Origin of the sequence: Exiguobacterium sp. AB2, from assembly GCF_000696055.1 — a bacterium.
In the GTDB taxonomy this organism is placed as follows: Bacteria; Bacillota; Bacilli; order Exiguobacteriales; family Exiguobacteriaceae; genus Exiguobacterium; species Exiguobacterium alkaliphilum.
On sequence record NZ_JNAA01000047.1, the window covers coordinates 1 to 23,922 of the forward strand.

The following is a 23,922-nucleotide window of genomic DNA, read 5'->3' on the forward strand; positions in this document are numbered from 1 at the left end:
GATGGAACGTGACGGTGTTAAACCCGAAAGTCTTGCCGGGCCAAATGGCGAATCTTCCGACCGAGGCGTCTGGAGTTGAAGTAAGCGATGACGGCGACGACCCCACCGGACCAGAACAACCACTCGTCGGGACGGATGTATCCTAGCAGACCGACGAGAAGCCCGAGGAGAATCAACCCGGAATTGAACAGCTGACGGTGCAATAGCTCCTTCGATTCGAGCCGACGTTGGAACATTGCTTGTTCAGACAAGCGTTTACGTGTCGGTTCTTTCAAGAAGTTATCAAGTAGTGGCGGCACGTTCAACAACTTTTTACCGTAGTTGAGTGCCGTCATGACATACCGGTTTTGAATCGTCGTCCCGTCCGCTTCGAGCCACTGGATGACGATTGGCTTCCCGAGCGTAAAGAGGTCGATTTTTGAGTCGAGGATTTGTAAGATCCCGAGTAACGTCGAGGCGGCCCGACCGAAGAAAGCGAACTCGGCCGGCAGCTGAATCGGCTCGTTTTTGACGAGCAACTGGATGTCTTGCAACACTTTCTCGATGAGCTTCGTGTCGACCGTGTCGATGTCGGTCTCTAAGTAGAACGTGACGGCTTTTTCGAGCGCTTGACGAATGTTATGTTTGTTCGCCGTCGGCAAAAGGAAGCGTAAATTCTCCAAACCGTCGACGACCCCGTCATAATCGAGGGAAATGAACGCCTGCAAGATTTTTCGAATCGTCGCCATGTCTTGCGGTGTCGTCGAACCGACCATTCCGAAGTCGAGCAAGATGATGGTCCCGTCGGCCCGGATTTGAACGTTGCCGGGATGCGGGTCGGCGTGGAATTTTCCGCCGAACAACAGTTGTTCGGCCGCCATCGTAAACAATCGTTCGGCGAGCGCGGAGCGGTCGATGTTGTTCTCTTTCAAGAAAGCGAGGTCGGTGATGCGGCGTGCATCGACCCAGTCCATCGTCAAGACACGATTCGTACAGAGGTGGTCGTAGTAGTCCGGGATGTATACGTCCGGATTTTCAGCATATTTCGCTTTGAAATAGTGCGCATTTTTTAATTCGGTTTGGAAATTTAACTCATCCCCGATGACAAAAATCATTTGGCGATATAAGCTATCTAAGTCGGTCGATTTTGCGAGCGCGGTTCGTTTGAGCATCGTCGTGACGATACGCATCGCTTTGAAGTCCGTCCGGATAATCTTTTCGATGTCCGGGCGCTGGATTTTTAGCGCGACCCGCTTGCCGTTCTCGAGCAATGTCGCGCCGTACACTTCGCCAATTGAGGCCGAGGCGACGGCGTCGACGTCGACGTCTTTGACGACTTGCGTGTACGGGACGCCCCAGTCGGCTTCTAAGATCGCGCGTGACTTCTCCCAGCCGGACGTCGGGACACGGTCGACAAGTTCGGACAGCTCGTTTAAGACGGACGTCGGCAACAAGTCGGCCCGAATCGACAAGAATTGGCCGAGCTTGATTAAGAGGCCTTCTAACCGCAAGGCGTTCCGTTTATACTCGCGGGCGAGACTGAGCATGAGCGCCTCGTATTCTTCTTGATTCGTCAGGCCTTGCTGTTGCTTGCGCGAGAAGGCGTAAATTTTAATGATGAATCGGGCGAACATTGTGACGATAATCCATATGCGGAACAAAGCGATTCGTTTCATAAAAGTACCGACATCCTTTACAAGCAGTCGCGTGACTGATCTGATTTTTTGTATCTTTACTGTACCATACAATGCTTAGGAGAAAGGGCTAGGGATGTTCATGGAATGGGAATTACTCAACGTCGTCGGAACGGTTGCGTTCGCGGCGAGCGGTGCCATCATCGCGATGGACGAAAAATACGATATCTTTGGGGTTTGGCTGCTCGCGTTTACGACCGCGTTCGGCGGCGGGGCGATTCGAAACGTCCTGCTCGGTAATCCCGTCAGCTTGATTTGGCAACAAAATGATTTGTTTATTCTCTGTTTTCTCGTCGCCTTGCTCATCTTCCTGCTGCCGAGCGTCGTCTTGCCGCACTGGGAACGCTGGGGCGTCATCGTCGATGCGATCGGGCTCGTCGCCTTCGCTTTCCAAGGAGCTCAAGTCGCAATCAAGCTCGACTTGCCGTTATCAGCGGCCATCGCGGCGGCCGTGTTGACCGGGGTCGGAGGCGGCGTCGTCCGTGACTTGCTCGCGGGGCGGAAGCCGCTCGTCTTACAGTCGGAAGTATATGCGATTTGGGCAATCATCATCGCCGTCGTCACGTACTACTTCCGGCTCGAGAGCGGGTTGCCGGTCTATGCGTTACTCATTGTCGTCGCGACCCTTCGAGTGATATCCTACTATCGAAAGTGGAATTTACCAGCACGGCAAGTCAGATAAGGGGGAACGGTTTATGAAAGTCTTACTCATCATCGGCGCGGCGCTCATGGCGCTCGGCGTCGCACTCGGTGCGTTCGGTGCGCACGCGTTAAAAGAACGTCTCACGCCGAACATGCTCGCGAACTGGCAGACGGGTGTGCTCTATCACATGATTCATGCGATCGGCATCATCGCGCTTGCCTCGATTTTAATGCGGGTCAGCATCAGTCAGTTTAGTACGGCAGGTTGGCTCATGTTCGCCGGAATCATCTTCTTCTCGGGGAGCCTTTACGTCATGGCGCTCACAGGCATTACGAAGCTCGGTGCCGTCACGCCGATTGGTGGCGTCCTATTCATCGCGGCCTGGGTATTCGTCATCCTTGGCGCCTTGAAGTTGTAATCAAAAATCCACAGTCCGTTAACACGAGAGCCGTATACTTCAACTTGTAAGACCCTCGTGTTCATCACAACGAACCACTCGGTCGTCTTTCACCTTTCCTTCGGGCCGGTGAAAGGCGGCCCCTTTTTACGTTTTCTGGGATTGGTGAAATGTAGAAATCATGAGAAGAAGTTTTTTGAATATAAGGGGAATGTGTCGTTATTTCCAACTATTATTACAAGAACATTTCGAAATAAAACAAATGGGAAAACCGTTGAAATAAAGCGAAAGTGGGCGTACCAAGGGCACACCCACTTTTTAGTCGTAATAAAAGTGAAATATAACTTTAACAGGAAAACATTAAACACTTCGATATAATTAGTCGTGTTGAAACTGAAAAATTAATCGTTTTTGTTACATAGCAAAACGACAGATAAAAGACCGTACGTATAACCTGTTTATTTTAGAAAGGATGTCCGCATTGATCAACTGGAAACGCACCGTCTCGACACTGACGCTCAGCGCCTTGCTCCTCGGATCACACTCGGTGGCCGATGCCTCGACGACAATCAAAGAGAAACAAGAGCAGCAGAAGAAAGTTCAAGACCAACGTAAAAACGTAAAAGACAACCAAGCGAACACGTCTTCAAAGATCCAAGAGAACAATCAAGAAATCTCGAAGGTACAAGAAGAAGTCAACAAAATGGACGCCCAGCTCCAAGATATCATCTATGACGTCGCAGCGAAGCGCCAAGAAATCAAGCGTACCGAGATGAAGATCGAGGACCTAGAGGCGGACATCAAAGCGTACCAAAAGAAGATGGAAGCACAAGAAGCGATGATGCGTGAACGGATGGCCACGATGCAAATCAATGGCGGCGGCTCAATCAACTGGGCCGAGTTCATTTTCGGTTCGAAAAACTTCTCGGATTTGATTACACGCATGATCACGGCGGGGACGATTCAACGAAGCGACCAAGAGTTGTTTGACGACTACGAAGCGACACGCCAATCCCTTCAAGAGGCACAGGCCGCATTGAAAGAGCAACGTGCATCGCTTTTAGCACAACAAAAAGCGCTCGAAGCGCGTCAAGCCGACCTCGAGAAGAAGATGAAACAGCGTGAAGCACGGATTAAAGAACTTGAAGAGAAAAACATCGAGTTCGAGACGCAAATCTTCGACCTTCAAGAAATCGAAGCGACATTGATCGCGCAAGAAGAAGCGATTGCCGCCGAAATCGAGGCACAACGTCGTGAAGAAGAAGAGGCACGTCGTCGCGCTGAAGAGGCAGCTCGTCAGGAAGCAGCGCGTAAGGCAGAAGAAGCGCGTCTTGCCGAAGAAGCCAAAGCCGAAGCGGCTCGTCAGGAAGCCGCACGAGCAGAAGCAGCGCGTCAAGCTGCAGCTCAGCAAAAGCAAAACAATAGTAATAGTACCCAGTCGTCAGCATCTTCAAACCAGACGACACAAAATGCGACGCCGGCACCAAAACCGGCTGCGCCAGCACCGAAGCCAGCTGCACCATCTCCAAAACCAGCAGCACCAGCATCAAAACCGGCGCCAAGCACGCCGACTGCGTCGACGCCTGCGCCATCTGGTGCGATGTTCATCCAGCCTGCGGCAGGACGTTACACGCAAGGATGGGGACCGGCAAGCGGTCAGTTCGGCTACACGTTCCATAACGGTGTCGATATCGCTGGACCTGTCGGAACGCCAATTCGCGCGTCAGCAACCGGTACGGTCATCCGTGCAGGATGGGGTGGGGCTTACGGGAACCACGTCATGATTGCACACGTCATCAACGGACAAGTGTGGACAACAGTTTACGCCCACATGAACTCGGTGTCTGTTAGCGCCGGACAGCGTGTAACGCAAGGTTCGAACATCGGGACACTTGGAAACACTGGGAACTCGTCAGGCCCGCACCTCCACTTTGAGATTCATAGAGGGAGCTACTGGTACTCGTCATCGAGCGCGGGGAACACGGTCAACCCACGTCAGTTCTTCTAATCAAATGCCACGAGCACCTGTCGATTGCGATAGGTGCTCGTTTTCATGAAAAAAATCGCTCCTACCATAACCGGTAGGAGCGATTTTTTAGTTCGCCTGTTCGATGTCATCGGATGGGTTCTCCGATTTCCGGAAGCGTTCCCGGACGAAGTAGACGATTGTTAAGCCAATCAACCATGGAATCCCGAACTTGAGCAAGATATCAAAGTCGGTGAACCATGTCGTGATCATCAGACTGAGCAGCAAGACGGCTCCGAGGAGCGGCAAGACCGGGTATCCGAGCATGCGGACCGGGAGCTTACGGCCGGTCCATTTCTTGCGGAAGAACAAGTGAGAGACGAATACCATGAACCATGTGAAGATCGCACCGAACATCGAGATGCCCATGAGGAACGGATACGACGTCTCCATGAAGATTTGCAGGAGTGCCGCGAGGACGATTCCGCCTGTTGAGACGAAAAGCGCATACGTCGGGATGCCGTTCTGGCTCACTTTTTTAAACACACGTGGTGCGTCGCCAGCTTCGGCGAGCGAATACATCATCCGAGTCGAGGCATACAATTGGGCGTTCATCGCCGAAAGTGCCGCAATCAAGATGACGAAGTTCAAAATACCGGCTGCGCCAGGCACGTCGAACTGTTGCATGACGAGGACGAACGGGCTTTGATCGATGCCCGCCTGCTGCCACGGGATGAGCATGAGCATAATCGCAATCGTGACGAGATAAAAGAACGTCAAGCGGAATACGGTCGCCCGTAACGCTTTCGGGACGGCGCGGTCCGGGTCTTTCGCCTCGCCTGCCGTGACGGCGACGAGTTCAGTCCCGAGAAAGCTGAAGAGCGAGATGAAAATCGTTACCCACATCCCATAAAAACCGAAAGCGAAGAAACCTTCGTTCCCTGTCGTAATCGATTCAATCGGAGAACCGGGCTGGCCGAACAACGTGGCCGTACCGAGAATGATGAATAAGAAAATGGCGCTAACTTTGATGAAGGATAACCAGTATTCGGTCGTGCCGAACGTGTGGACGTGGCGGGCGTTGATGTAGATGAGGAGCCCACCGAACAAGGCGACCCAGACGAAACCGTTCACATCCGGGAACCAGTAACGCATATAGATGGCAATCGCACTCACCTCGACGCCGATCGCGAGGACGTTGGCGACCCAGTACGAATAACGGACCAAAAAGCCGGCGAGCGGATGCACGTAACGTTCGGCAATCGTGCCAAACGAACCAGATGTCGGATGGGCGACCGTCATTTCTGCGAGACAGCCCATGAGTAAGAGGACGATAAACGCCCCGATGGCGTAGCTGACGAGCACGCTCGGTCCCGCTGTCTGGATGGCGAGCCCGCTTCCGAGGAAGAGGCCCGTCCCGATGGCGCTCCCGAGCGAAATCATCGTGAGTTGCCGGGTCGACAGCTCACGTTTTAGTTTGCTTGTTTCCAATTGTCTTATCTCCTTTAGCCAAGTGAAGTGTTGTTGGGGACGACTATAGCAGACGAAAAAAACGTATGTCAACTTGCCGGGTTGCGAAAAACGTCGCCTTTTTCGTGTCACCTTATAGAAGCAAACTTTTTTTGCACGCTTTTGTTTGACAGGGGAGTCCGTCCCCTGTATAGTACGAGTTAACTTAATTGAAACGAACAAAGGCGTTGACGAAGAGAAGTAACGACAGGCCCCGCATGACAGAGAGCTGATGGTTGGTGTGAATCAGTATGTGGGACGTCGCGAATGGACTTCCGAGCTCTAAACCGAAACTTTGAGTAGGCTTTAGCGGGTGACCCACCGTTATCATGGGGAAGCGGATGATCGTCCGTGAAGTGGGTTCTACGGAACCAACGAAGGTGGCACCACGGGGTTACTCGTCCTTCTCATAGCGTAAGCTATGGGTAGGCGAGTGACCCTTTTTTCGTTTCACATAGAAAATCGATGATTGAGAAGAGTAGCATGGAGCAGTCTCGTCCAGAGAGTCAGGGGTGGTGAGATCCTGACCGAGACCTTTATGCGAATGGGCTCATGAGAGCACGGCCGAATGCAGTAGGTCGTGACGGTTTCCCCCGTTATCGGGATACGATGTGATTGCATCGGAAAAAGCGGGATCTATGCGTGATCCAACGAGAGGTGGCACCGCGGTCCATACCGTCCTCCATACGACAGACGTCGTATGGAGTTTTTTTGTACCGAAAATTAGAGGAGGAACTATACATGTTGACACGACTACTGACGAACCGAGTGACAGCGACAGAGATGAAACAAGCCGCGGAGGAACTGTTCACGGCGGACACGGCCCGCATTAAAGAAGTGCTACTCACGTTAAAAGTGCGAGGTGAGACAGCCGACGAGATGGCAGGACTCGCCGCCTACATCCGTGAAGCGGCGACATTCCCCGAGACGACGTTGCCTGTCCTTGACGTTTGCGGTACAGGCGGGGACGGCGCCCATACGTTCAACATCAGTTCGACCGTCGCGTTCGTCTTGGCGGGGCTCGGCATCCCAGTCGCAAAACATGGGAATCGGAGCGTGTCGAGTCGTTCGGGCAGCGCGGACGTGCTTGAGGCGTTAGGTGTCCCGATCGTCCGGACAGCGGAAGATGTACTAGCGGACCTCGAACGAGCCAACCTCAGTTTCTTGTTCGCCCAACACGTCCATCCGATTATGAAACATGTCATGCCGGCACGAAAAGAGCTCGCGACCGCCACGATCTTTAACCAAATCGGGCCGCTCACGAACCCGCTTAAACCGAGACGACAATTGATTGGCGTGTATCATCCTTCGCTCCTCGAGAAGATGGCGGCGGCGATGAAGCAACTTGGCGTCGAACGCGGCATGGTCGTCCACGGCGCCGGCGGTCTCGATGAAGCAAGCCTTGCCGGTGAGAACGACGTATTGTTCTTTGACGGCGATCAGACGGCGCGCTATAAAGTTGACCCATGCGACGTCGGGTTGATGCGGGCCCCGCTCTCGGCACTTCGCGGCGGAACACCATCAGAAAACGCGGAGACGCTCGTCGCCGTGTTGAACGGACAAGAAGGACCTGCCCGGGACGTCGTCCTCTTGAACGCGGCACTCGCCTTATGTACGTATGGGGCAGTGAAGACACTACGTGAAGGAGTCGCAAAAGCGATCCATAGTATCGATGAGGGCCTCGCGCTCGGCGTACTCAACCAATTACAACAAACGGAGGTTCGACTATGAGCTACTTGACGAAAATCATCGGGACGAAGCTAGAAGAAGTGAACGAGATGAAGGCGATGGACGTCGTCCGGACCGAGCCGATTCGATTGCTCGACGTGATGAACGACGGCTTCCACGTCATCGCCGAAATCAAGCGGGCGTCCCCCTCAAAAGGGTTGATTCGGGACCGAGTCAATGTCGCGGAACGTGCCCGAGCGTATGAAGCGGCCGGGGCGACGATGATTTCCGTCTTGACCGATGCGACGTATTTCAAAGGATCGTTCGACGATTTAAAGCTCGTCGCGGAGGCGGTCGAGATTCCAGTTCTCTGTAAAGACTTCATCATCGACGAACGACAGCTCGACCGGGCGAAAGCGGCCGGTGCGAGCGCGGCGCTTTTAATCGTCGCGGCGCTTCATCCGAGTCGGCTCACCGCGCTCACAGCATATGCCCGAGCGATTGGCCTCGACGTTCTCGTCGAGGTGCATGATGAGACGGAACTCCAAACGGCGCTCGAACTCAAGGACGTATTGATTGGCATCAACAATCGTAACTTGAAAACGTTCGAGGTCACGCTCGAGACGTCAATCAACTTGATGCAGAAATATCCGAACATCACGTTCGTCAGCGAGAGCGGCGTGGATCGAAAAGAAGCGGCCGAGCGGCTCCAGGCAGCCGGTGCGAGCGCGATCCTCGTCGGGGAGGCGCTCATGCGTGAAGAAGACCCGACGTCACTCATCGAGGAGTTGACAGCATGTTCGTTAAAATATGTGGAGTGAAGACGGAAGAAGCCGTCCGGGTTGCGGTCGAGGCGGGGGCTGACGCGATTGGATTCGTGTTTGCCGATAGCTCCCGGCGTATCGATGTGGAGACCGCAAAGCGGTTACGTCAGCATATCCCAGAGTCGGTACGCGTCGTCGGGGTGTTCCTCGACCCGTCACCGGAGGAAGTTGAATGTACGCTTCCCGCCGGGTTGACCGATCTTCAACTCCATCGCCGGACACGTCCGCTTGACGCGTTCCGACGTTTTGGGTTACTGATTATCGAAGCGAGTCGTGAGGCGGATGCGGATCTTGTGCTCTTGGATGCACCCGTTCCAGGAAGCGGGAAAACACTCGACTGGGCGACGTTAAGACGACCAAATCAACCGTTTTGGCTCGCCGGAGGGTTAACCCCAGAGAATGTCACCACGGCGATTCAAATCGTAAGACCTGATGGGGTCGACGTTTCAAGCGGCGTCGAGACGGACGGAGAGAAAGATGTTGAGAAGATTCGCACGTTTATCAAACGTGCCAAGGAGGAGTATGTATGTACAGCCAACCAGTGAACGGAAAGTTTGGACCTTACGGAGGGAAATATATACCGGAGACACTCATGCAAGCGGTCGAAGAGCTAGAGGTCGCTTACGAGGAAGCGAAGCAAGACCCGGCATTCCATGAGCAGTTCGAGGAACTTTTAAGCGGATATGTCGGGCGTGAGACACCGCTTTACTACGCGGAGAACATGAGCCGCCGCCTCGGGACGAACGTCTATTTGAAGCGAGAAGACTTGAACCATACCGGCGCCCATAAAATCAACAATACGATCGGCCAAGCGCTGCTCGCCAAACGGATGGGCAAACAGAAGATCGTCGCCGAGACCGGAGCAGGACAACACGGTGTCGCGACCGCGACGGTGTGCGCGTTACTCAATCTCGAATGTACAATCTTTATGGGCGAAGTAGATGTCGAGCGACAACAGTTGAACGTGTTTCGGATGGAGCTACTCGGCGCGACGGTCGTCCCGGTCAAGTCGGGGAGCCGGACGTTGAAAGATGCGGTGAACGAAGCGTTACGCTACTGGGTCAAACACGTCGACGATACGCATTACGTCATGGGTTCCGTGCTCGGACCGCACCCGTTCCCGGCGATGGTCCGTGATTTCCAAAGTGTGATCGGCATGGAGACGCGTCGTCAAATGCTCGACAAGACCGGTCGCTTGCCGGACGCGGTCATCGCTTGTGTCGGCGGCGGCAGTAACGCGATGGGTATGTTTTATCCGTTCTTGAATGATGAAACGGTCGCCTTATACGGTGTCGAGGCAGCGGGGAGCGGAATTGACACACCGGAGCATGCGGCGACGCTCACAAAGGGTGAGGTCGGCGTGCTCCACGGGTCGCTCATGTACGTGCTCCAGGACGCGGCCGGGCAGATTCAAGAAGCGCACTCGATTTCAGCCGGACTCGATTATCCTGGCGTCGGGCCGGAGCATAGTTTCTTGAAAGACATCGAGCGGGTTCGCTACGCTGCCGTCACGGATGATGAGGCGCTTGCGGCTTGCATGTCGCTCAGTCGGAATGAAGGCATCATTCCAGCGCTCGAGTCATCGCATGCACTCGCCTATGCCGAGACGCTTGCTGAAACGATGACGGAGGATGAGATTCTCGTCATCTGCTTATCGGGACGAGGAGACAAAGACGTACACACGATTCGAGAAAGGGTGACAGGATGATGCGCTTAGATGAAGCGATTCGGGAGCGGAGTGAAGGGACGGCGTTCGTCCCGTATATCATGGCAGGAGACGGCGGACTCGACAACTTGATTCCGACGATTGAACGGCTTGAAGCGATGGGGGCGACAGCGATTGAACTCGGCATCCCGTTCTCGGATCCGGTAGCGGACGGACCAGTCATCGAGGCGGCCGGTATGCGCGCCCTCGCCGAAGGCGTGACGCTCGCACAAGTGCTCGACCGTTTAATAGAAGGAACTGGACGTTTTTCAGTCCCGATTGTCCTCATGACCTACTTGAATCCGGTGTTTCGCTTCGGAGTGCAACCGTTCTTTGAAAGAGCGGCAGCATGTGGAGTGACCGGGGTGATCATCCCGGATTTACCATTTGAAGAAAGTCTCGAACTGTTCGCCGAGACGGATCGCCACGGCGTTGCCGTCATCCCGCTCGTCACATTAACGAGTAGCGCGCAGCGGGTCGAGACGATATTGAATCAGACCGAGGGATTCGTCTACGCGGTCACGTTGAAAGGAACGACTGGGAAGGCGGATGTGTTTCCAGACGAGTTGCTCGGACATTTACAGGCGCTCACGGCTCGTTCGCCGGTGCCCGTGCTTGCTGGATTCGGCGTTCATCTGGCCGAACAAGTCCGAGTACTCGGCGAGGCGTGTGATGGCGTCGTCGTCGGCAGTTTTATCGTCGAGGCGCTCCACGAAGGACGAGACGAGGAAGTGGCAGCTTTGATTCGAGCGGCGAAGACAGTGGACACAAAAAGGTAAGGAATGTGCCGAGGCACACCCCTTACCCTTCAATTTCAATCGTACGTGTCGTCGACCCGTCATCAGCTTTTGGAATCGTCAAATGCAGCACCCCGTCCGCGAGCTTCGCTTTGATGCCGTCCTCTTTCACGTTCGGCAGATAGAGTGAACGTTGCATTGAGGTGACACGGCGCTCTCGGTACACATAATCTTTGTCTTCTTCTTTTTCTTCGCGTTGATCGACCGAGAGGACGAGGTGGTCTTTGTCATAACGGACGTGGATATTCTCTTTTTGAATGCCCGGCATCTCAGCTTCGATGACGTATTGGCTTTCTTGGTCTTTGACGTCGAGTTTGAACGAGTCAAGGAACGAGGTCGCCCCTTCTTTTGGGTCGAACAATTGATTCATCCGTTCAAACATATCGCCGAACAAGTCTTTGCGGAGCCGATCGAGTTCATTCTTTCGAAATGGGGTCAAGTCGAACATATGAATCCCTCCTCCATTAAAAAACGAACATGGCAGAAGTGTTGTCACTTCTACTATGTTCGTTTTTTATATGGTCTAAACCTGATTCACGTGACGAAATGATGAAAAGAAATCGTCATAACTCGACACGTTCGAGCCCGTCCTCCCCGAACTTGCGGTCGAGTTGGTCGTGGCGGTATGTCGAGGCGAGGACGTATAACAAATCGCCCGGCTCGATTTTCGTCTGGCCCGTCGGCGGGATCAGATAGTCTTGGCGCACAATCGCGTTCACGACCGTGTTAGGTGGAAGCGTGATGTCGGCGAGCGTCTTCCCAATCATCGACGACTCTTCCGTCGCGACGTACGGAACGAGTTGATGTTGCGACTGTTTGCTCGAGACGAGCGCAATCGAGTACGGAGACCGAATCTTATCGGGTCCGAGTAAGTCGAGTTTCGCCGCAAGCGGGGTGAGCGTCGTGCCTTGAATCAAGGCGCTCGTCACGACGACGAAGAAGACGGCGTTAAAAATCAATTGGGCGTTATCGATGCCTGCGATGAGCGGGAACGTCGCGAGGACGATCGGGACCGCGCCTTTTAGCCCGGCCCATGAGATGAACAGCTTCTCTTTATTCGTAAACGCCATACCGAGCGTCGACAAGTAGACGGCGGTCGGTCGTGCGATGAACATTAAGATGAACGAGATGAGCATACCTTTCCAAATCAGTTCGAGGTCGAGCAACTGTTTTGGGAAGACAAGCAAGCCGAGGATGACGAACATGATGATTTGCATAATCCAGGCGAGCGCCTCAGAGAATTGGACAATCGTCACTTCGTGAGCCGTATGCGCGTTTCCGACAATCATCGCAGCGATATAGACAGCGAGTAGTCCACTGCCTGCAAAGTATGCAGCAGTCCCGTACGTCATGAACGCCATCGAAATCATGAGGACGGCGTGTAGTCCGCTCGAGTCAAGTTTCAAATGGTTGAGCATGAGGCGAGAGACGTTTCCGAGGAGATATCCAAGGAGTGCCCCGACGACAATTTGCAAGACGAACATCCAAATGCCGTCCCAAATGGTCGCGCCCGGTTTCATCATGAAATCGAGGGCAAGAATCGTTAAGAACATCGCCATCGGGTCGTTCGTGCCGGACTCGGCTTCGAGTGTCGCACCGACGTTCGGTGCAATGTTTTTCCCTTTGAAGGAGGCGAAGACGGCCGCCGCATCGGTCGAACCGATGATGGCACCAAACAGGAAAGATTCAATCCAATCTAAACCAAATACGAAACGAACGGCAACCGCGACGACAGCCGTCGTGAGCAAGACGCCGATTGTGGCGAGCGAGGCAGACGGGGCAAGGACGCTACGAATCGAGGACCACTTTGTCTGCAGTCCGCCTTCGAACAAGATGACGATGAGCGCTGCGACCCCGATCATCTGAGCGAGACCTGTGTTGTCGAAGAAGATAAGACCAGTGATGTCACTACCGATGACCATCCCGATGCTCATGAACAAGAGGAGGGCTGGGAGGCCGAATCGGGTCGAGACGCGTGTGGCGAGTACTCCTGCGACGAGGAGGAGGCCGAACAATAAAATCAAGCTATCCGTACTTAAAACCGAACCATTCAAACACATCACTTCCTTATAAATATTGTCGCTTTTCAAAATTATTATTAAGTTCATTATACCATGAAATCGTTATAAATTAAGAAATAACGCATCTGTAGTTATGCGCATTGGAATAATCAGATATAGCATGGTAAAGTGAGGATACGAAAAAAGGGGAGGTACGTATGGCTAAAATTCATGTGTTACACGAAAACAATGAGTGGACGGACCACCTCGTCAAACGACTCGACGAGTTGGCGTTACCGTATGAGTTATGGCATCTAGACGAGGGGATGGTCGACATCGAGGCGACGCCGCCCGAAGGGGTGTTCTACAACCGGATGAGCGCCTCCTCCCACACACGGGGGCATCGTTACGCGCCTGAGTTGACGGAAGGGGTGCTCGCTTGGCTCGAGGCGAACAATCGGACCGTCTTTAACGGGACGCGCGCCATCCGTCTCGAAGTGAGTAAAGTGAATCAATACACGGCGCTTCGACGCGAAGGGATTCGTGTTCCGAAGACGATTGCGGCAGTCGGAAAAGCGCAAATCATGAACGCGGCGGAGACGCTCGGGATGACCCCGTTCATCACGAAACATAACCGGGCAGGGAAAGGGCTCGGTGTCCAACTGTTCCATTCGATTGAGGCGCTACGTGAGTATGTATATGGACCAACTTTTGAAGACTCGGTCGATGGCATCACGTTGATTCAACAGTACATCAAGGCGCCGCAGCCGTTCATCACGCGTTGCGAATTTATCGGTGGCAAATTTGTCTACGCGGTGCGCGTCGACACGTCGGAAGGGTTTGAATTGTGCCCGGCGGACGCGTGCTCGATTGAGGATCAGTTCTGCCCGGTCGGCGAGACGCCACCGGCGAAGTTTGAGATTGTCGAAGGGTTTACGCATCGGATTCTTGCGCAGCTCGAGGCGTTCCTCGCGGCGAATGAGATCGCCGTCGCCGGCATCGAGATTATCGAGGACCGAGACGGAAACGTTTACGCCTACGATGTGAACACGAACACGAACTATAACTCCGACGCCGAGGCGAAGGCGGGCACGTATGGCATGCTCGAACTCGCGACGTTCCTCGGGGATGCGCTTCATGCGAAGACAAAATAAAGGGTCAGGCTTTCGCCTGACCCTTTCGCTGTGTATGTTTTAATTGTTGTTCAAATCGAAGTTGGACTAGCTCGGCAGTCGGTGCCATTCGCTCAATAAACGAATCTAAACGTTCCGCAGTGTCTCGATCTGATTCCTTGAACACGCGCATCGTTGTTCACCTCATTGATCATTATTTATGGAGTTGCCTCTATAAACAAAGATTCCCAAGTGAACGTTTGCATAAACCTAGATTTAGCCTAGGAATGTGCCGAGTTCTTCTTTTGGTAAGATGTTTCCTACATAGAATTCGCCGAACTCGCCGTACTTCGCGCTTACTTCATCAAAGCGCATCTCGTAAACGATTTTCTTGAACTGGAGCGAGTCTTCTGCGAACAAGGTCACGCCCCATTCCCAGCCGTCGAATCCAGTTGAGCCGCCGATAAACTGTTGAATCTTGCCGGCGTAGCTACGGCCGATCATGCTGTGACGATACATGAGGTCTTTCCGCTCATCCATCGATAGCGTATACCAGTTATCCCCGTCACGGCGAGCCTTGCTCATCGGATAGAAACAAATATGCGCCGCTTTCGGGAGCGTCGGATAGAGACGAGCCCGGATATGCGGGTTCTCATAAGGGTCCCCGTCACCGGAACCACGGTACATCCCGAGTTCAATAACTGAAACGTAAGAGTATGACGGAATCATGTAATCGTACAATTTCGTCTTCCGGAGCGCGAGTTCGACTTGTTCAAGTTCTTTGAACGTCGGACGGAGTACCATCAAGACAACGTCCGCCTTTTGTCCGAGAATCGAGTAAAACGCATGGCTTCCTTCTCCGCGCGCCTCCACGTCCTCGAGCGAGGCAAGGAAAGCAACGAACTCGTCAATCATCTCTTGGCGAGCAGTCGCATCAACGGTTTTTAAACGGGTCCAATCAATCGTGCGGAAATCATGGAGTGTATACCAGCCATCCAAAGTGGCGGCGGCGTGCTGTGTCTCTGTAGTAGGTGTTGGTGCAGGGCGTTCAGACATAAAAAAACTCCTTTCAGGAACTTAGGCTTCGCTGTTTATTTTACCATAGTCGCTTCACGGCCTGGCAAGTTTGACGTCACGTGTGAGCGTAGTCACAGACCAAAGCGGGTAAAGGGAAGACGACACAAAAGATGGAAACGGCTTCACAGCTACCTGTACCAGTCGTTTTAGTCTAACTGTTCTATTCGTATAATGATTGATTTCAAGCGATTTATGACGAAACGGGCAGAATAGTTTATTTTAAAAAAGGTCCTGTGTATAATTGAAATCGCATAAAGACAGCAGTCGGTCACAGAAACGTGACACTTATTTCAAGAAAAAAGGGGTTCATTCGTTATGAAACTATTTGATACGTTGAAACAAAAAGTCAGCCCGATTCGTCCTACGATCGTCTTGCCAGAAGGTGTCGACGAGCGTGTGCTCGGCGCCGCGGTCCGTTTGAAAAATGACGGCATGGTCGAACCGATCGTCATCGGCCCGAAAGCTGAACTTGAAGCGGTCGCTTCAAAGCACGGATTTGATATTTCAGTTTTGACGCAATATGATCCAGCAACATATGAAGACATCGATACACTCGTCGAAGCGTTCGTCGCGCGTCGTAAAGGGAAAGCGACGCCAGAGCAGGCGCGTGAATTGTTGTCGTCAGACGTAAACTACTTCGGCACGATGCTCGTCCATACAGGCAAGGCAGAAGGTCTCGTCTCGGGAGCGATGCATGCGACAGCAGACACGGTCCGTCCGGCCCTTCAAATCATCAAGATGCAAGAAGGCATTAAAAAGACGTCTGGTGTGTTCATCATGGTACGCGACAACGAACAGTACGTCTTCTCAGACTGTGCAATCAACATCGCACCGGATGCGGCCGACCTCGCGGAGAACGCGTACTTGTCTGCTTTGACAGCGAAGACGTTCGGCATCGAGCCACAAGTCGCGCTCCTCAGTTTCTCGACGAAAGGTTCGGCGAAGTCGCCTGAGACGGAGAAAGTCATCGAAGCGACACGTCTCGCGAAAGAGAAGGCTCCGAACCTTCCAATCGACGGTGAGCTTCAGTTTGATGCCGCGTTCGTCCCGAGCGTCGCAGCGAAGAAGGCACCGGGCTCTGAGGTGGCCGGTAACGCCAACGTCTTCGTCTTCCCGAGCCTTGAAGCCGGGAACATCGGCTACAAGATGGTTCAACGTTTCGGCGGGTTCGAAGCGATCGGACCAATCCTTCAAGGACTCAACAAGCCGGTCAACGACTTGTCGCGCGGCTGTAACGAAGAAGATGTCTATAAATTGACGCTCATCACAGCAGCACAAGCCATCGACGAACGCAACGAAGCGTAAGTCAAAAAGCATCCTTCCTGAGCGGAGGATGCTTTTTTCAGGAGCAAGAAGCGTTTGTATGAAGAAAGTCTGAGGTAAACTAGTAGAGGATAACATTGAAAAGGGGGAACCAATATGCAACATATCCATGCAACCGAATTACGTGAGAAGCTCGAGAACGGCGAATCGCTCCACATCATCGACGTACGCGAACAAGACGAGTATGACGCAGGTCACATCCCGCACGTCCCGCTCTATCCGCTGTCCGAGTTCCCGGAAGTGACGGAGAAGCTCGCCAAGGACAACGTCTATCACATCATCTGTCGTTCGGGCGGCCGCAGCGTGACAGCAGGCGACTATTTGGAGTCTCAAGGTTATAAGGTCGTCAACGTCGAGGGCGGTATGCTCGCCTGGGACGGTGACATCGAAGCGTGATGCTTGAGAATCCATGGGTCGTCATTCCACTCCTTATCGCGCTGTATTTGACCGTGTACGCGTTTGTCAAACGGCTCGATTGGGCAAAATGGCGTCTCGTCTGGGCGGTATGGGTCATCTTGATTGTGATTTTGTTGACGACTCGGCTCATCCGGAGCCTATGAAAAACGAGTGAAGCCGATGGGGCTTCACTCGTTTTTTTTAGTTCTCGCGCTTATCGAACGTGATCGAGGCGATCGCGTCGTGTTGGTGAATCGATTCCTCGTTCCGGCACTCGACGAAGAAGTTGACGACTTGTTTCATCTCATACAAATCGGCTGCGATCAAACGGACCATGTCTTCGACGAAGCGTGGGTTCTCGTAAGCGATCTCTGTCGCGCGCTTCTCGTCTGGACGTTTGAGGACAGGGTGAAGCGGTGCTGAGGCGTTTGACTCGGCTGCATCGAGCAACGCGACGCGCCAGTCGAAACCGTCGAGCGATGTCTCGTCGAGGCCGGCCTCGATCGTGATGTAGCCGCGTTGGTTGTGGGCGCTATATTCACTAATTTCTTTTGAGCATGGGCAAAGCGTTGTCACGTTGATGACGAGCCCGACCGTGACGCTCGCTGTACCGGTTTCAAGGTTATACGACACACGATGCATGACGTCCGCGTTCATAAGACCGCTGAGGCCGGTCGCTGGTGCTTTTCGGCTGAAGAACCACGGGTAGCGGATCGTGAGTTGCCCTTCTGTCTGTTCCATTCGCTCGGCAAGTTCTTGTGCGAACTCGATGAGCGACGCGTTCGAGACGGTCCAACCTTGGTTATGGTACGCGTCAAGTTGCTCAGTAAGGCGCGACATGTTGATGCCTTTTCGGTCTTGGACGAGGGACGTCGTCAATTCGAACGTTGCGACCGTCGCTTGAATCCCGTTTGGCGTATCAATATTGACAGGGTGTTTCACGTTTGAGATGCCGACGCTGTCAAGCGCGAACAAAAAGTTCTTCGGTGTATTTTGCAAATCGACCATCTTATCTTTCTCTGTCGGTTTCGTTCCTTTAATTGGTGGGACCGAACCGAATAATTTATGTCGTTCTGCTTTAGTAGGTAAAGCGACATGGCTTGTAGACATAATCGGATTCTCCTTTTTGAGAGGGTGGAATGCCACCACTCGTTCTTGTTAGGATTTTATCACGAAACGTACGTGAACCGGGTACCAATTTGCTCTAGGAACATGCTTTGAACCTGTTTTTAGTGAGAAACTTCATAGTGTGAAAAAATAACGATTGCTTTTAAAAAAAAATCGGAATAGAATGTTCTCGTGAACTTAAAAAAACAGTCACTATTAAATATGAAGGAACACAACAAAAAGGAGATGGATTTACATGGATTGGCAGTTAATTCTGCAGTATGCTTGGATTGTCGTCGTCCTCATCGGTCTTGAAGGGCTATTATCTGCAGACAATGCGCTCGTCTTGGCTGTCATGGTCAAACATTTGCCGCGCACGGAACAAAAGAAAGCATTGTTCTACGGCTTGCTTGGAGCGTTCGTATTCCGCTTCCTCGCACTGTTCCTGATCTCATTCTTAATCAACGTCTGGCAAGTGCAGGCGCTCGGGGCCCTCTATTTGATTGGGATGAGTGCGAGACATCTGTATATGACGTACAAGGCGCGCCACATGGCGCCGCATCAAGACCTGGCGGCAGAGGCGAAAGCCGAGACGGCCGTCACCGAGAAACCGGTCTCGCGCAAAGAGTTTTGGTGGACGGTCGCGAAAGTCGAGTTCGCGGACATCGCATTCGCGGTCGACTCGATTTTGGCGGCGGTCGCGCTCGCGGTCAGTCTTCCGGCGCTCGGTCTCGGTGAGATCGGTGGGATCGACTCTGGTCAATTCTTTGTCGTGTTGCTCGGTGGACTCATCGGCGTCGTCTTAATGCGTTTCGCAGCTCGGATTTTTGTGAAACTCTTGCACCAACGGCCGACGCTCGAGACAGCGGCTTTTATCATCGTCGGTTGGGTCGGGGTGAAGCTGACGGTTCTCGTTTTGGAACACGAAGGCTTCAAACGATTAATCGAAGGAACGCCCATCGAGTTCATCGGACTCCCGCACGGGTTCGTCCATTCGACCGGTTGGACGCTCTTCTTCTGGTCGGTCATGGTCGCCATTGCCCTTTGGGGTTGGTTCTCTTCGAAACCGTCGGCGGTCAAGCATTGAGTCAACATGTGTCTCTTCGGAGGCACATGTTTTTTTGTTTGATCGTTTCATGACCGGGTATATATCAAATAGATAGTATCTTTTTGATATAGGAGATGACGGATGCCACGCGAAAACTCGACACGATATGCCCTGTTAGGATTATTGACGACATCCTGCCGGACCGGTTATGAGATGAAGCAGATGATTGATCACAGCTTAAACCACTTTTGGAAAATTAGCTTCGGGCAAGTTTATCCGACGTTAAAAGCGTTAGAACAAGACGGGCTGATTGTACTGTCAAATGAAGAAGACGATCGAAAAGCGTATGAACTGACCGAGTCAGGCGAGACAGAGTTACGTCGTTGGCTCGAGGAGAAGCCGGCAGAACTACCGGTTCAACGAAATGAACTGTTGCTTAAACTGTTCTTTGCGAGACACGAACCTTTAGAAGAAACGATTGAAAAGATTACCCATCATGAAGCGTTATTACGTGGACGATTGGAGACGTATGAAGCGATTGAGACGATGATTCGCTCGAGCGAAACCCAGTCACCGGACGCGATGTATTGGCTGATGACGCTTGACTATGGAAAGACTCAGACCCGTGCCCTCATCGAATGGTGTGAACGGACAGTGCGGATGATTGAAGGGGGAACAGACGATGAAACGGAAGATGGCCGTACCGAATGAAGACGTCGTCGTATTTGTCATCGGAATCCGAGTGAACCGGTTGCGCTCGATTCGAAAGTGGTGGCCCACGTTCAACGCCATGCCAGGCATGTTGAAAGAGCTGTATGCCCATTCGGATTTAGGGTTCCTGTCACATGAGACGAGCATCGGATGGCGTTCGGTTACGCTCATTCAATATTGGCGTTCGAGCGAACAGTTACTTCAATACGCTCACAACAATCAGCATATGAAAGCATGGAAAGTGTTCAATCAAAAAGCACGGTCAAGTGAAGTCGTCGGAATTTTTCACGAGACATACGAAGTGAAAAACTACGAATCGATGTACGTGAATCTTCCGACGCGTGGATTAGGAAAAGCAATTGGTGAGGTCGATGTCTCGAAGATGCGCGAGTCGGCAAGGGAACGATTGGCTGAGCGTGAAGCCAAATAAAGAAGCGGACGAGTGATTCGTCCGCTTCTTTATTATGCGTTTACGTTTTCTTTCTCGTAAATCGGCACCCAGCCTTCCGTCGTCACGAAGATGCGGACGGCGACGACTTTGCGGTCGTCTTGGAGCGTGAAATAGTGGCGTGTGTTCACCGGCACCGAGATGAGATCGCCTGGGTTCAGTTCGATGTTGAAGTAGCCACGCTCGGCGTCATCGATTGCGAAGATACCGTGGCCGCTCACGATGAAGCGAACTTCGTCGTCCGTGTGGTGGTGTTCTTTTTGGAAGTTGACGAGTAATTCGTCCAAGTTCGGCGTCGCATCCGAAAGCGAGATGACGTCGGCCGTCTCATAGCCACGGCGTTCCGATACATCTTTAATCTCGTCACGGAACGTCGCGAGAATCGCCTGTTTGTCCTCGTCCGTCAACTGGTAGTTCTCTTGCAGGTTTACTGGGAGCTTGTTGATGTCCCACTGTTCATATAGAATGCCGCGTGACTCTAAAAAGGCGCTCACTTCAGTTTGGTCGACGTGACGTTCTTCGGTTTGTTGGAAATAGATTGTAGCCATGGATGGTTCCTCCTTATGAATGCACGCCTAAGGCGCGTAGTTTTAACGTGTAGCTGAATAAAAACTCATATGCTTCTAAATAGCGTTTCGTCGCCGCCGGTGTCTCGCCCCAGACGGTGATGCCGTGGTTGCGGATGAGGACGGCACCGGCGCTTGAACGGACATGAGGGGCGAACGCCGCGGCAAGCGTCGGGATGTCGGCATGGTTGTCGATGATCGGGACACGGACGATAGCATCTTCTTCCCAATAACCGAGCGCCTTGATGATCTCTTGACCGGTGAAGACGACCTCGCCTCGAGCGGCATAAAGCTCGGAGATGACGTTGTTGTCAATCGTATGGACATGGAGCGAGCACGTTGCTTCGGTCCGGTTGAACACCTCCACGTGGAGCAACGTCTCGGCGGACGGTTTTCCTGTCTGTTCGCCGATCAAGCGTCCGAAAGCATCGACGAGGACGAAGTCGTCCGGTGTTCGTTTTCGCTTGTCACGTCCGCTCGCAGTGACTAAAAAGGTGAGCGGGTCATCTTCGACGCGAATCGCCAAATTCCCACTCGTTCCGGGGAACCAGTCGCGGGCGGCGAGCTCATCTTTAATGTCGGCTAGTTCGAGCCAACGGGCGGTCACACTCATACGGTCACCTCCTGCAGATGATGGGTGATGTCATGGAACGTCTCGAACGGGGCGAATGGGATGCCTTCCGCCTCGCAGAGCGTGATGAGTTGTCCACGGGCATAGACGAAGTCCGCCCGTTTCGCAATCTCGAAATCGGTCACCGAATCCCCGATGACGATCAACCGGTCATTGGAATCGACGATGCGGCGGGCGATCGTCGGTTTACAGCAACCGCAATCGTTTGTGCACTGATCGTCACACGCGTGTGGCCACGCGACGGTCACGGTCTCACCCGAGAAGTCGGCGACGTTACAGAAAATATGTTCGGAACCGACGAGGCCGTCTAAAATTGGTTGAACGAAGAAGTCCATCCCGCCGCTGACGACGTCAAAGTGCCATTCGTTTTGACGCACGTCGGCCAAAAAGGCAGTAAACCCAGAGCGTAACGCGATACGTTCCACCAAATAGTCTCGATATGCGGTACGCCCGCTACTCGGCAACAAGTTGAACAGTTGGCCGACGCCGGAGCGAATCGAGATGTCTTGGGCGAGGATCGCGTCTTTCAGCTCGACCCATTCGGGAGGAGCGAACGCCTTCATCAAGGCGATGATGTTGTCCTCGGCCGTGATGGTCCCGTCGAAATCGCAGAGGATATGGACCGTCATCGCGTCGTCCACGCTTTCAATGCCGTCTCGAGCTCGGTCGTCTGGCCGTCTCGTTGTCCGAGGACGTGCGCGATGGCCTGTTTGAACGCCCGGGCCCCGGCTGCGGCGCCGTCTGGGTGTCCGTGGATGCCGCCACCGGCATTGATGACGACATCGGTTCCGAAATCACGGATGATGTCGGGAACGAGCCCTGGATGAATCCCGGCTGACGGGACCGGGAGAATCGCTTTTCTTTCGCTCGGTTCCGCGCTTACATCGCGGATGAGGAGCGCCTCGTCACGCGGCGTCGCGAGCGATCCATACGGCGATGGAAAGAGCGTCAAGTCGGCACCGGCGAGTCGAGGAAGCTTCCCGAGTAGGAGTGCATGGCTGATTGAACCGGTCAAGGCGCCGGCGAACGCCGGGTGCGCTAAAATCGGCACGTTCACGTCCGGGTCTTTCGCCAGCTCACGCAAGGTATCGAGCCCGTATGTATAGACGTTGAAGAGGAGGGCCGTTGCCCCAGCGTCAATCAACCGTAGCGCTTGGTCACGTAACGTGAACACCGGTCCGCTTAGCGTGACGGCGTACAGGGCACGTTTTCCGGTCGCCTCGTAATGCTCGCCTAAGACGGTGCGGCCGATCTGCGCCCGCTCAAGTGAAGGGGTGAGCGGATTGTCATATAAAATCTCGTCGTCTTTGACGATATCGATGCCCCCGTCGAGCTGGTCACGGAGCTGTGCTTCTAAAAAGGTCAAGTCTCGGCCGATGACCCCTTTGAAGATGCTCATGACGAGTGGCCGGTCGTAGACGCCGAGTAGCTGACGGACGCCTTCTGTCCCGAACTTGGCGCCGGGAAACGTGTCGCGCAACGCTTCAGGTAAATCGAGGTCGACGAGCCGGACCGAGTCGTCGAGTGATAGCTTTCCGAACGTCGTCGTCAAGATGGATGAGAAGTCCGCACTGACGTTATGGAGCGGGTAGCGGATTTTGAAGCGGCTCGTCGTTTCCGTATGTGACGTCGAGACGACTTCGGCGCGATACGCTTGTAACTGTGCTTGTTCTAGGTGTGGTAAGTCTGTCCACGTGCCGACGGTCAACTCGAGCGCGATTTTCGCGGCGAGGTCGGCCACGCGGTCCGTACGGTTAATTTCATAAGTGGCGATGATGCCCATGTTCGTTCCTCCTTCCGGTCAAACAAAAAATGACCCCATGCCGAGGCAAGAGGTCATCATAAAAAATGAACTCTTATCTCTCAGCGTCTGCTGCAAGAATTAGCACCGTGCCCAATCGGGTCGGTTGCTGCGACATCATCGGGCTTGTCCCTCCGTCTGCTCTTGATAAGAATATGATTTGAAGTTGTGAAATTTAATTGAATTTTTGCACAGAATCGTCACAGCGTCAATTCCTTTTTTGAAAATTTTTTATTTTAGAAATTTGTTTCCATATATGCAAACAAAAAGTGACTCGATGCTCAAAAAAACAGCGTTGACAACCAGGGCGTCGACTCCGTAATATTCAGCTCATAGTCACACAAATCGAATAACACACTCTTATCGCGAGTTGGCAGAGGGAATTGGCCCGATGACGCCGCAGCAACCGACCAGTACGGCACGGTGCTACATCCACCAGACGAATGTCTGAAAGATGAGAGGAACAACCAATCTGGCTGTGCCTCTTTCTCGCGGAGAAAGGGGCTTTTTTTGTGGAAAT

Annotated in this window: 25 protein-coding genes, 2 riboswitches and 2 other annotated features; of the genes, 15 read left to right on the forward strand and 10 right to left on the reverse strand. The window is 53.1% G+C overall.

Going from position 1 to position 23,922, the window contains the following annotated elements:
- Positions 1–17: 17 nt before the first annotated feature.
- Positions 18–1,655: an AarF/ABC1/UbiB kinase family protein gene (locus DI14_RS06910; protein ID WP_034806932.1), complete on the reverse strand. Its 1,638-nt coding sequence runs from the start codon at positions 1,653–1,655 to the stop codon at positions 18–20.
- Positions 1,656–1,749: 94 nt separating this feature from the next.
- On the opposite strand from DI14_RS06910, the gene DI14_RS06915 reads away from it, so the two are divergent.
- From DI14_RS06915 to DI14_RS06925, 3 genes are all read left to right on the forward strand, one after another.
- Positions 1,750–2,355 (forward strand): trimeric intracellular cation channel family protein, encoded by a 606-nt coding sequence (locus DI14_RS06915; RefSeq protein WP_034806933.1) that lies wholly within the window; start codon positions 1,750–1,752, stop codon positions 2,353–2,355.
- 13 nt (positions 2,356–2,368) lie between these two features.
- Positions 2,369–2,734 carry a DUF423 domain-containing protein gene (locus DI14_RS06920; RefSeq protein WP_034806934.1) on the forward strand — a complete coding sequence of 122 codons (366 nt, stop codon included), beginning with the start codon at positions 2,369–2,371 and terminating at the stop codon, positions 2,732–2,734.
- Positions 2,735–3,185: 451 nt separating this feature from the next.
- Positions 3,186–4,721, forward strand: coding sequence for a murein hydrolase activator EnvC (locus tag DI14_RS06925; protein ID WP_034806935.1), 1,536 nt, complete (start codon positions 3,186–3,188; stop codon positions 4,719–4,721).
- An 87-nt stretch (positions 4,722–4,808) separates the two neighbouring features.
- Here DI14_RS06925 and DI14_RS06930 read toward each other — a convergent pair whose 3' ends face one another.
- A complete protein-coding gene (locus DI14_RS06930; protein ID WP_034806936.1) occupies positions 4,809–6,170 on the reverse strand; it encodes an amino acid permease in 1,362 nt (453 codons plus the stop codon).
- Positions 6,171–6,367: 197 nt separating this feature from the next.
- Positions 6,368–6,597 (forward strand) — a binding site (T-box leader).
- A 47-nt stretch (positions 6,598–6,644) separates the two neighbouring features.
- Positions 6,645–6,874: a binding site (T-box leader), on the forward strand.
- Between the two features lie 55 nt (positions 6,875–6,929).
- On the opposite strand from DI14_RS06930, the gene trpD reads away from it, so the two are divergent.
- The 5 genes from trpD to trpA are packed head-to-tail and all read left to right on the forward strand — an operon-like array spanning position 6,930 to position 11,164.
- A complete protein-coding gene (trpD, locus tag DI14_RS06935; protein WP_034806937.1) occupies positions 6,930–7,919 on the forward strand; it encodes an anthranilate phosphoribosyltransferase in 990 nt (329 codons plus the stop codon).
- Positions 7,916–8,677, forward strand: coding sequence for an indole-3-glycerol phosphate synthase TrpC (gene trpC / locus DI14_RS06940; RefSeq protein ID WP_034806939.1), 762 nt, complete (start codon positions 7,916–7,918; stop codon positions 8,675–8,677). The genes trpD and trpC overlap by 4 nt, the downstream gene beginning before the upstream one ends.
- Positions 8,653–9,225, forward strand: a complete 573-nt coding sequence (locus DI14_RS06945; RefSeq protein ID WP_034806941.1) for a phosphoribosylanthranilate isomerase — start codon at positions 8,653–8,655, stop codon at positions 9,223–9,225. Before trpC ends, DI14_RS06945 begins: the two co-directional genes overlap by 25 nt.
- Positions 9,207–10,388, forward strand: coding sequence for a tryptophan synthase subunit beta (gene trpB / locus DI14_RS06950; protein ID WP_034806944.1), 1,182 nt, complete (start codon positions 9,207–9,209; stop codon positions 10,386–10,388). The genes DI14_RS06945 and trpB overlap by 19 nt, the downstream gene beginning before the upstream one ends.
- Complete coding sequence (gene trpA / locus DI14_RS06955; protein ID WP_034806946.1) at positions 10,388–11,164, forward strand: tryptophan synthase subunit alpha; 777 nt, start codon at positions 10,388–10,390, stop codon at positions 11,162–11,164. The genes trpB and trpA overlap by 1 nt, the downstream gene beginning before the upstream one ends.
- Positions 11,165–11,186: 22 nt before the next feature.
- On the opposite strand, the gene DI14_RS06960 is transcribed toward trpA, so the two are convergent.
- Complete coding sequence (locus tag DI14_RS06960; protein WP_034806948.1) at positions 11,187–11,630, reverse strand: Hsp20/alpha crystallin family protein; 444 nt, start codon at positions 11,628–11,630, stop codon at positions 11,187–11,189.
- Between the two features lie 115 nt (positions 11,631–11,745).
- On the reverse strand, positions 11,746–13,242 hold the full coding sequence (locus tag DI14_RS06965) for a potassium/proton antiporter (protein ID WP_034806950.1): 1,497 nt from the start codon (positions 13,240–13,242) through the stop codon (positions 11,746–11,748).
- Between the two features lie 158 nt (positions 13,243–13,400).
- Between DI14_RS06965 and DI14_RS06970 the strand changes: the two genes are divergently transcribed.
- Entirely contained in the window at positions 13,401–14,336 is a 936-nt protein-coding gene (locus DI14_RS06970; protein WP_034806951.1) for a RimK family alpha-L-glutamate ligase, read from the forward strand.
- Between the two features lie 234 nt (positions 14,337–14,570).
- Here the strand turns inward: DI14_RS06970 and hemQ are convergent, their stop codons facing one another.
- A complete protein-coding gene (gene hemQ, locus DI14_RS06975) occupies positions 14,571–15,350 on the reverse strand; it encodes a hydrogen peroxide-dependent heme synthase (RefSeq protein WP_034806954.1) in 780 nt (259 codons plus the stop codon).
- Positions 15,351–15,686: 336 nt separating this feature from the next.
- On the opposite strand from hemQ, the gene pta reads away from it, so the two are divergent.
- The 3 genes from pta (at position 15,687) to DI14_RS15505 (ending at position 17,254) form a co-directional block, all read left to right on the forward strand.
- Positions 15,687–16,676: a phosphate acetyltransferase gene (gene pta, locus DI14_RS06980; RefSeq protein WP_034806956.1), complete on the forward strand. Its 990-nt coding sequence runs from the start codon at positions 15,687–15,689 to the stop codon at positions 16,674–16,676.
- Positions 16,677–16,790: 114 nt separating this feature from the next.
- Complete coding sequence (locus DI14_RS06985; protein ID WP_034806958.1) at positions 16,791–17,090, forward strand: rhodanese-like domain-containing protein; 300 nt, start codon at positions 16,791–16,793, stop codon at positions 17,088–17,090.
- Positions 17,090–17,254, forward strand: coding sequence for a hypothetical protein (locus tag DI14_RS15505; protein WP_034806960.1), 165 nt, complete (start codon positions 17,090–17,092; stop codon positions 17,252–17,254). Before DI14_RS06985 ends, DI14_RS15505 begins: the two co-directional genes overlap by 1 nt.
- Before the next feature lie 37 nt (positions 17,255–17,291).
- On the opposite strand, the gene folE2 is transcribed toward DI14_RS15505, so the two are convergent.
- Complete coding sequence (folE2, locus tag DI14_RS06995; RefSeq protein ID WP_034806963.1) at positions 17,292–18,200, reverse strand: GTP cyclohydrolase FolE2; 909 nt, start codon at positions 18,198–18,200, stop codon at positions 17,292–17,294.
- Positions 18,201–18,453: 253 nt separating this feature from the next.
- Between folE2 and DI14_RS07000 the strand changes: the two genes are divergently transcribed.
- From DI14_RS07000 to DI14_RS07010, 3 genes are all read left to right on the forward strand, one after another.
- On the forward strand, positions 18,454–19,284 hold the full coding sequence (locus tag DI14_RS07000) for a TerC family protein (RefSeq protein WP_034806965.1): 831 nt from the start codon (positions 18,454–18,456) through the stop codon (positions 19,282–19,284).
- A 102-nt stretch (positions 19,285–19,386) separates the two neighbouring features.
- The gene (locus DI14_RS07005; protein WP_034806967.1) at positions 19,387–19,956 is read left to right on the forward strand and encodes a PadR family transcriptional regulator; all 570 of its coding nucleotides are present in this window, start codon (positions 19,387–19,389) and stop codon (positions 19,954–19,956) included.
- Positions 19,928–20,386 (forward strand): DUF4188 domain-containing protein, encoded by a 459-nt coding sequence (locus DI14_RS07010; protein ID WP_034806968.1) that lies wholly within the window; start codon positions 19,928–19,930, stop codon positions 20,384–20,386. Before DI14_RS07005 ends, DI14_RS07010 begins: the two co-directional genes overlap by 29 nt.
- A 32-nt stretch (positions 20,387–20,418) precedes the next feature.
- Here the strand turns inward: DI14_RS07010 and DI14_RS07015 are convergent, their stop codons facing one another.
- The 4 genes from DI14_RS07015 to DI14_RS07030 are packed head-to-tail and all read right to left on the reverse strand — an operon-like array spanning position 20,419 to position 23,384.
- Positions 20,419–20,952, reverse strand: a complete 534-nt coding sequence (locus DI14_RS07015; RefSeq protein WP_034806970.1) for an acireductone dioxygenase — start codon at positions 20,950–20,952, stop codon at positions 20,419–20,421.
- 13 nt (positions 20,953–20,965) lie between these two features.
- Positions 20,966–21,583, reverse strand: a complete 618-nt coding sequence (locus tag DI14_RS07020) for a methylthioribulose 1-phosphate dehydratase (RefSeq protein ID WP_034806972.1) — start codon at positions 21,581–21,583, stop codon at positions 20,966–20,968.
- Positions 21,580–22,230, reverse strand: coding sequence for a 2-hydroxy-3-keto-5-methylthiopentenyl-1-phosphate phosphatase (locus DI14_RS07025; RefSeq protein WP_034806974.1), 651 nt, complete (start codon positions 22,228–22,230; stop codon positions 21,580–21,582). Before DI14_RS07025 ends, DI14_RS07020 begins: the two co-directional genes overlap by 4 nt.
- Positions 22,227–23,384: a 2,3-diketo-5-methylthiopentyl-1-phosphate enolase gene (locus DI14_RS07030; RefSeq protein ID WP_034806976.1), complete on the reverse strand. Its 1,158-nt coding sequence runs from the start codon at positions 23,382–23,384 to the stop codon at positions 22,227–22,229. The genes DI14_RS07025 and DI14_RS07030 overlap by 4 nt, the downstream gene beginning before the upstream one ends.
- A gap of 70 nt (positions 23,385–23,454) precedes the next feature.
- Positions 23,455–23,556, reverse strand: a riboswitch (SAM riboswitch).
- A 203-nt stretch (positions 23,557–23,759) separates the two neighbouring features.
- Positions 23,760–23,863, forward strand: a riboswitch (SAM riboswitch).
- Positions 23,864–23,922: the final 59 nt, after the last annotated feature.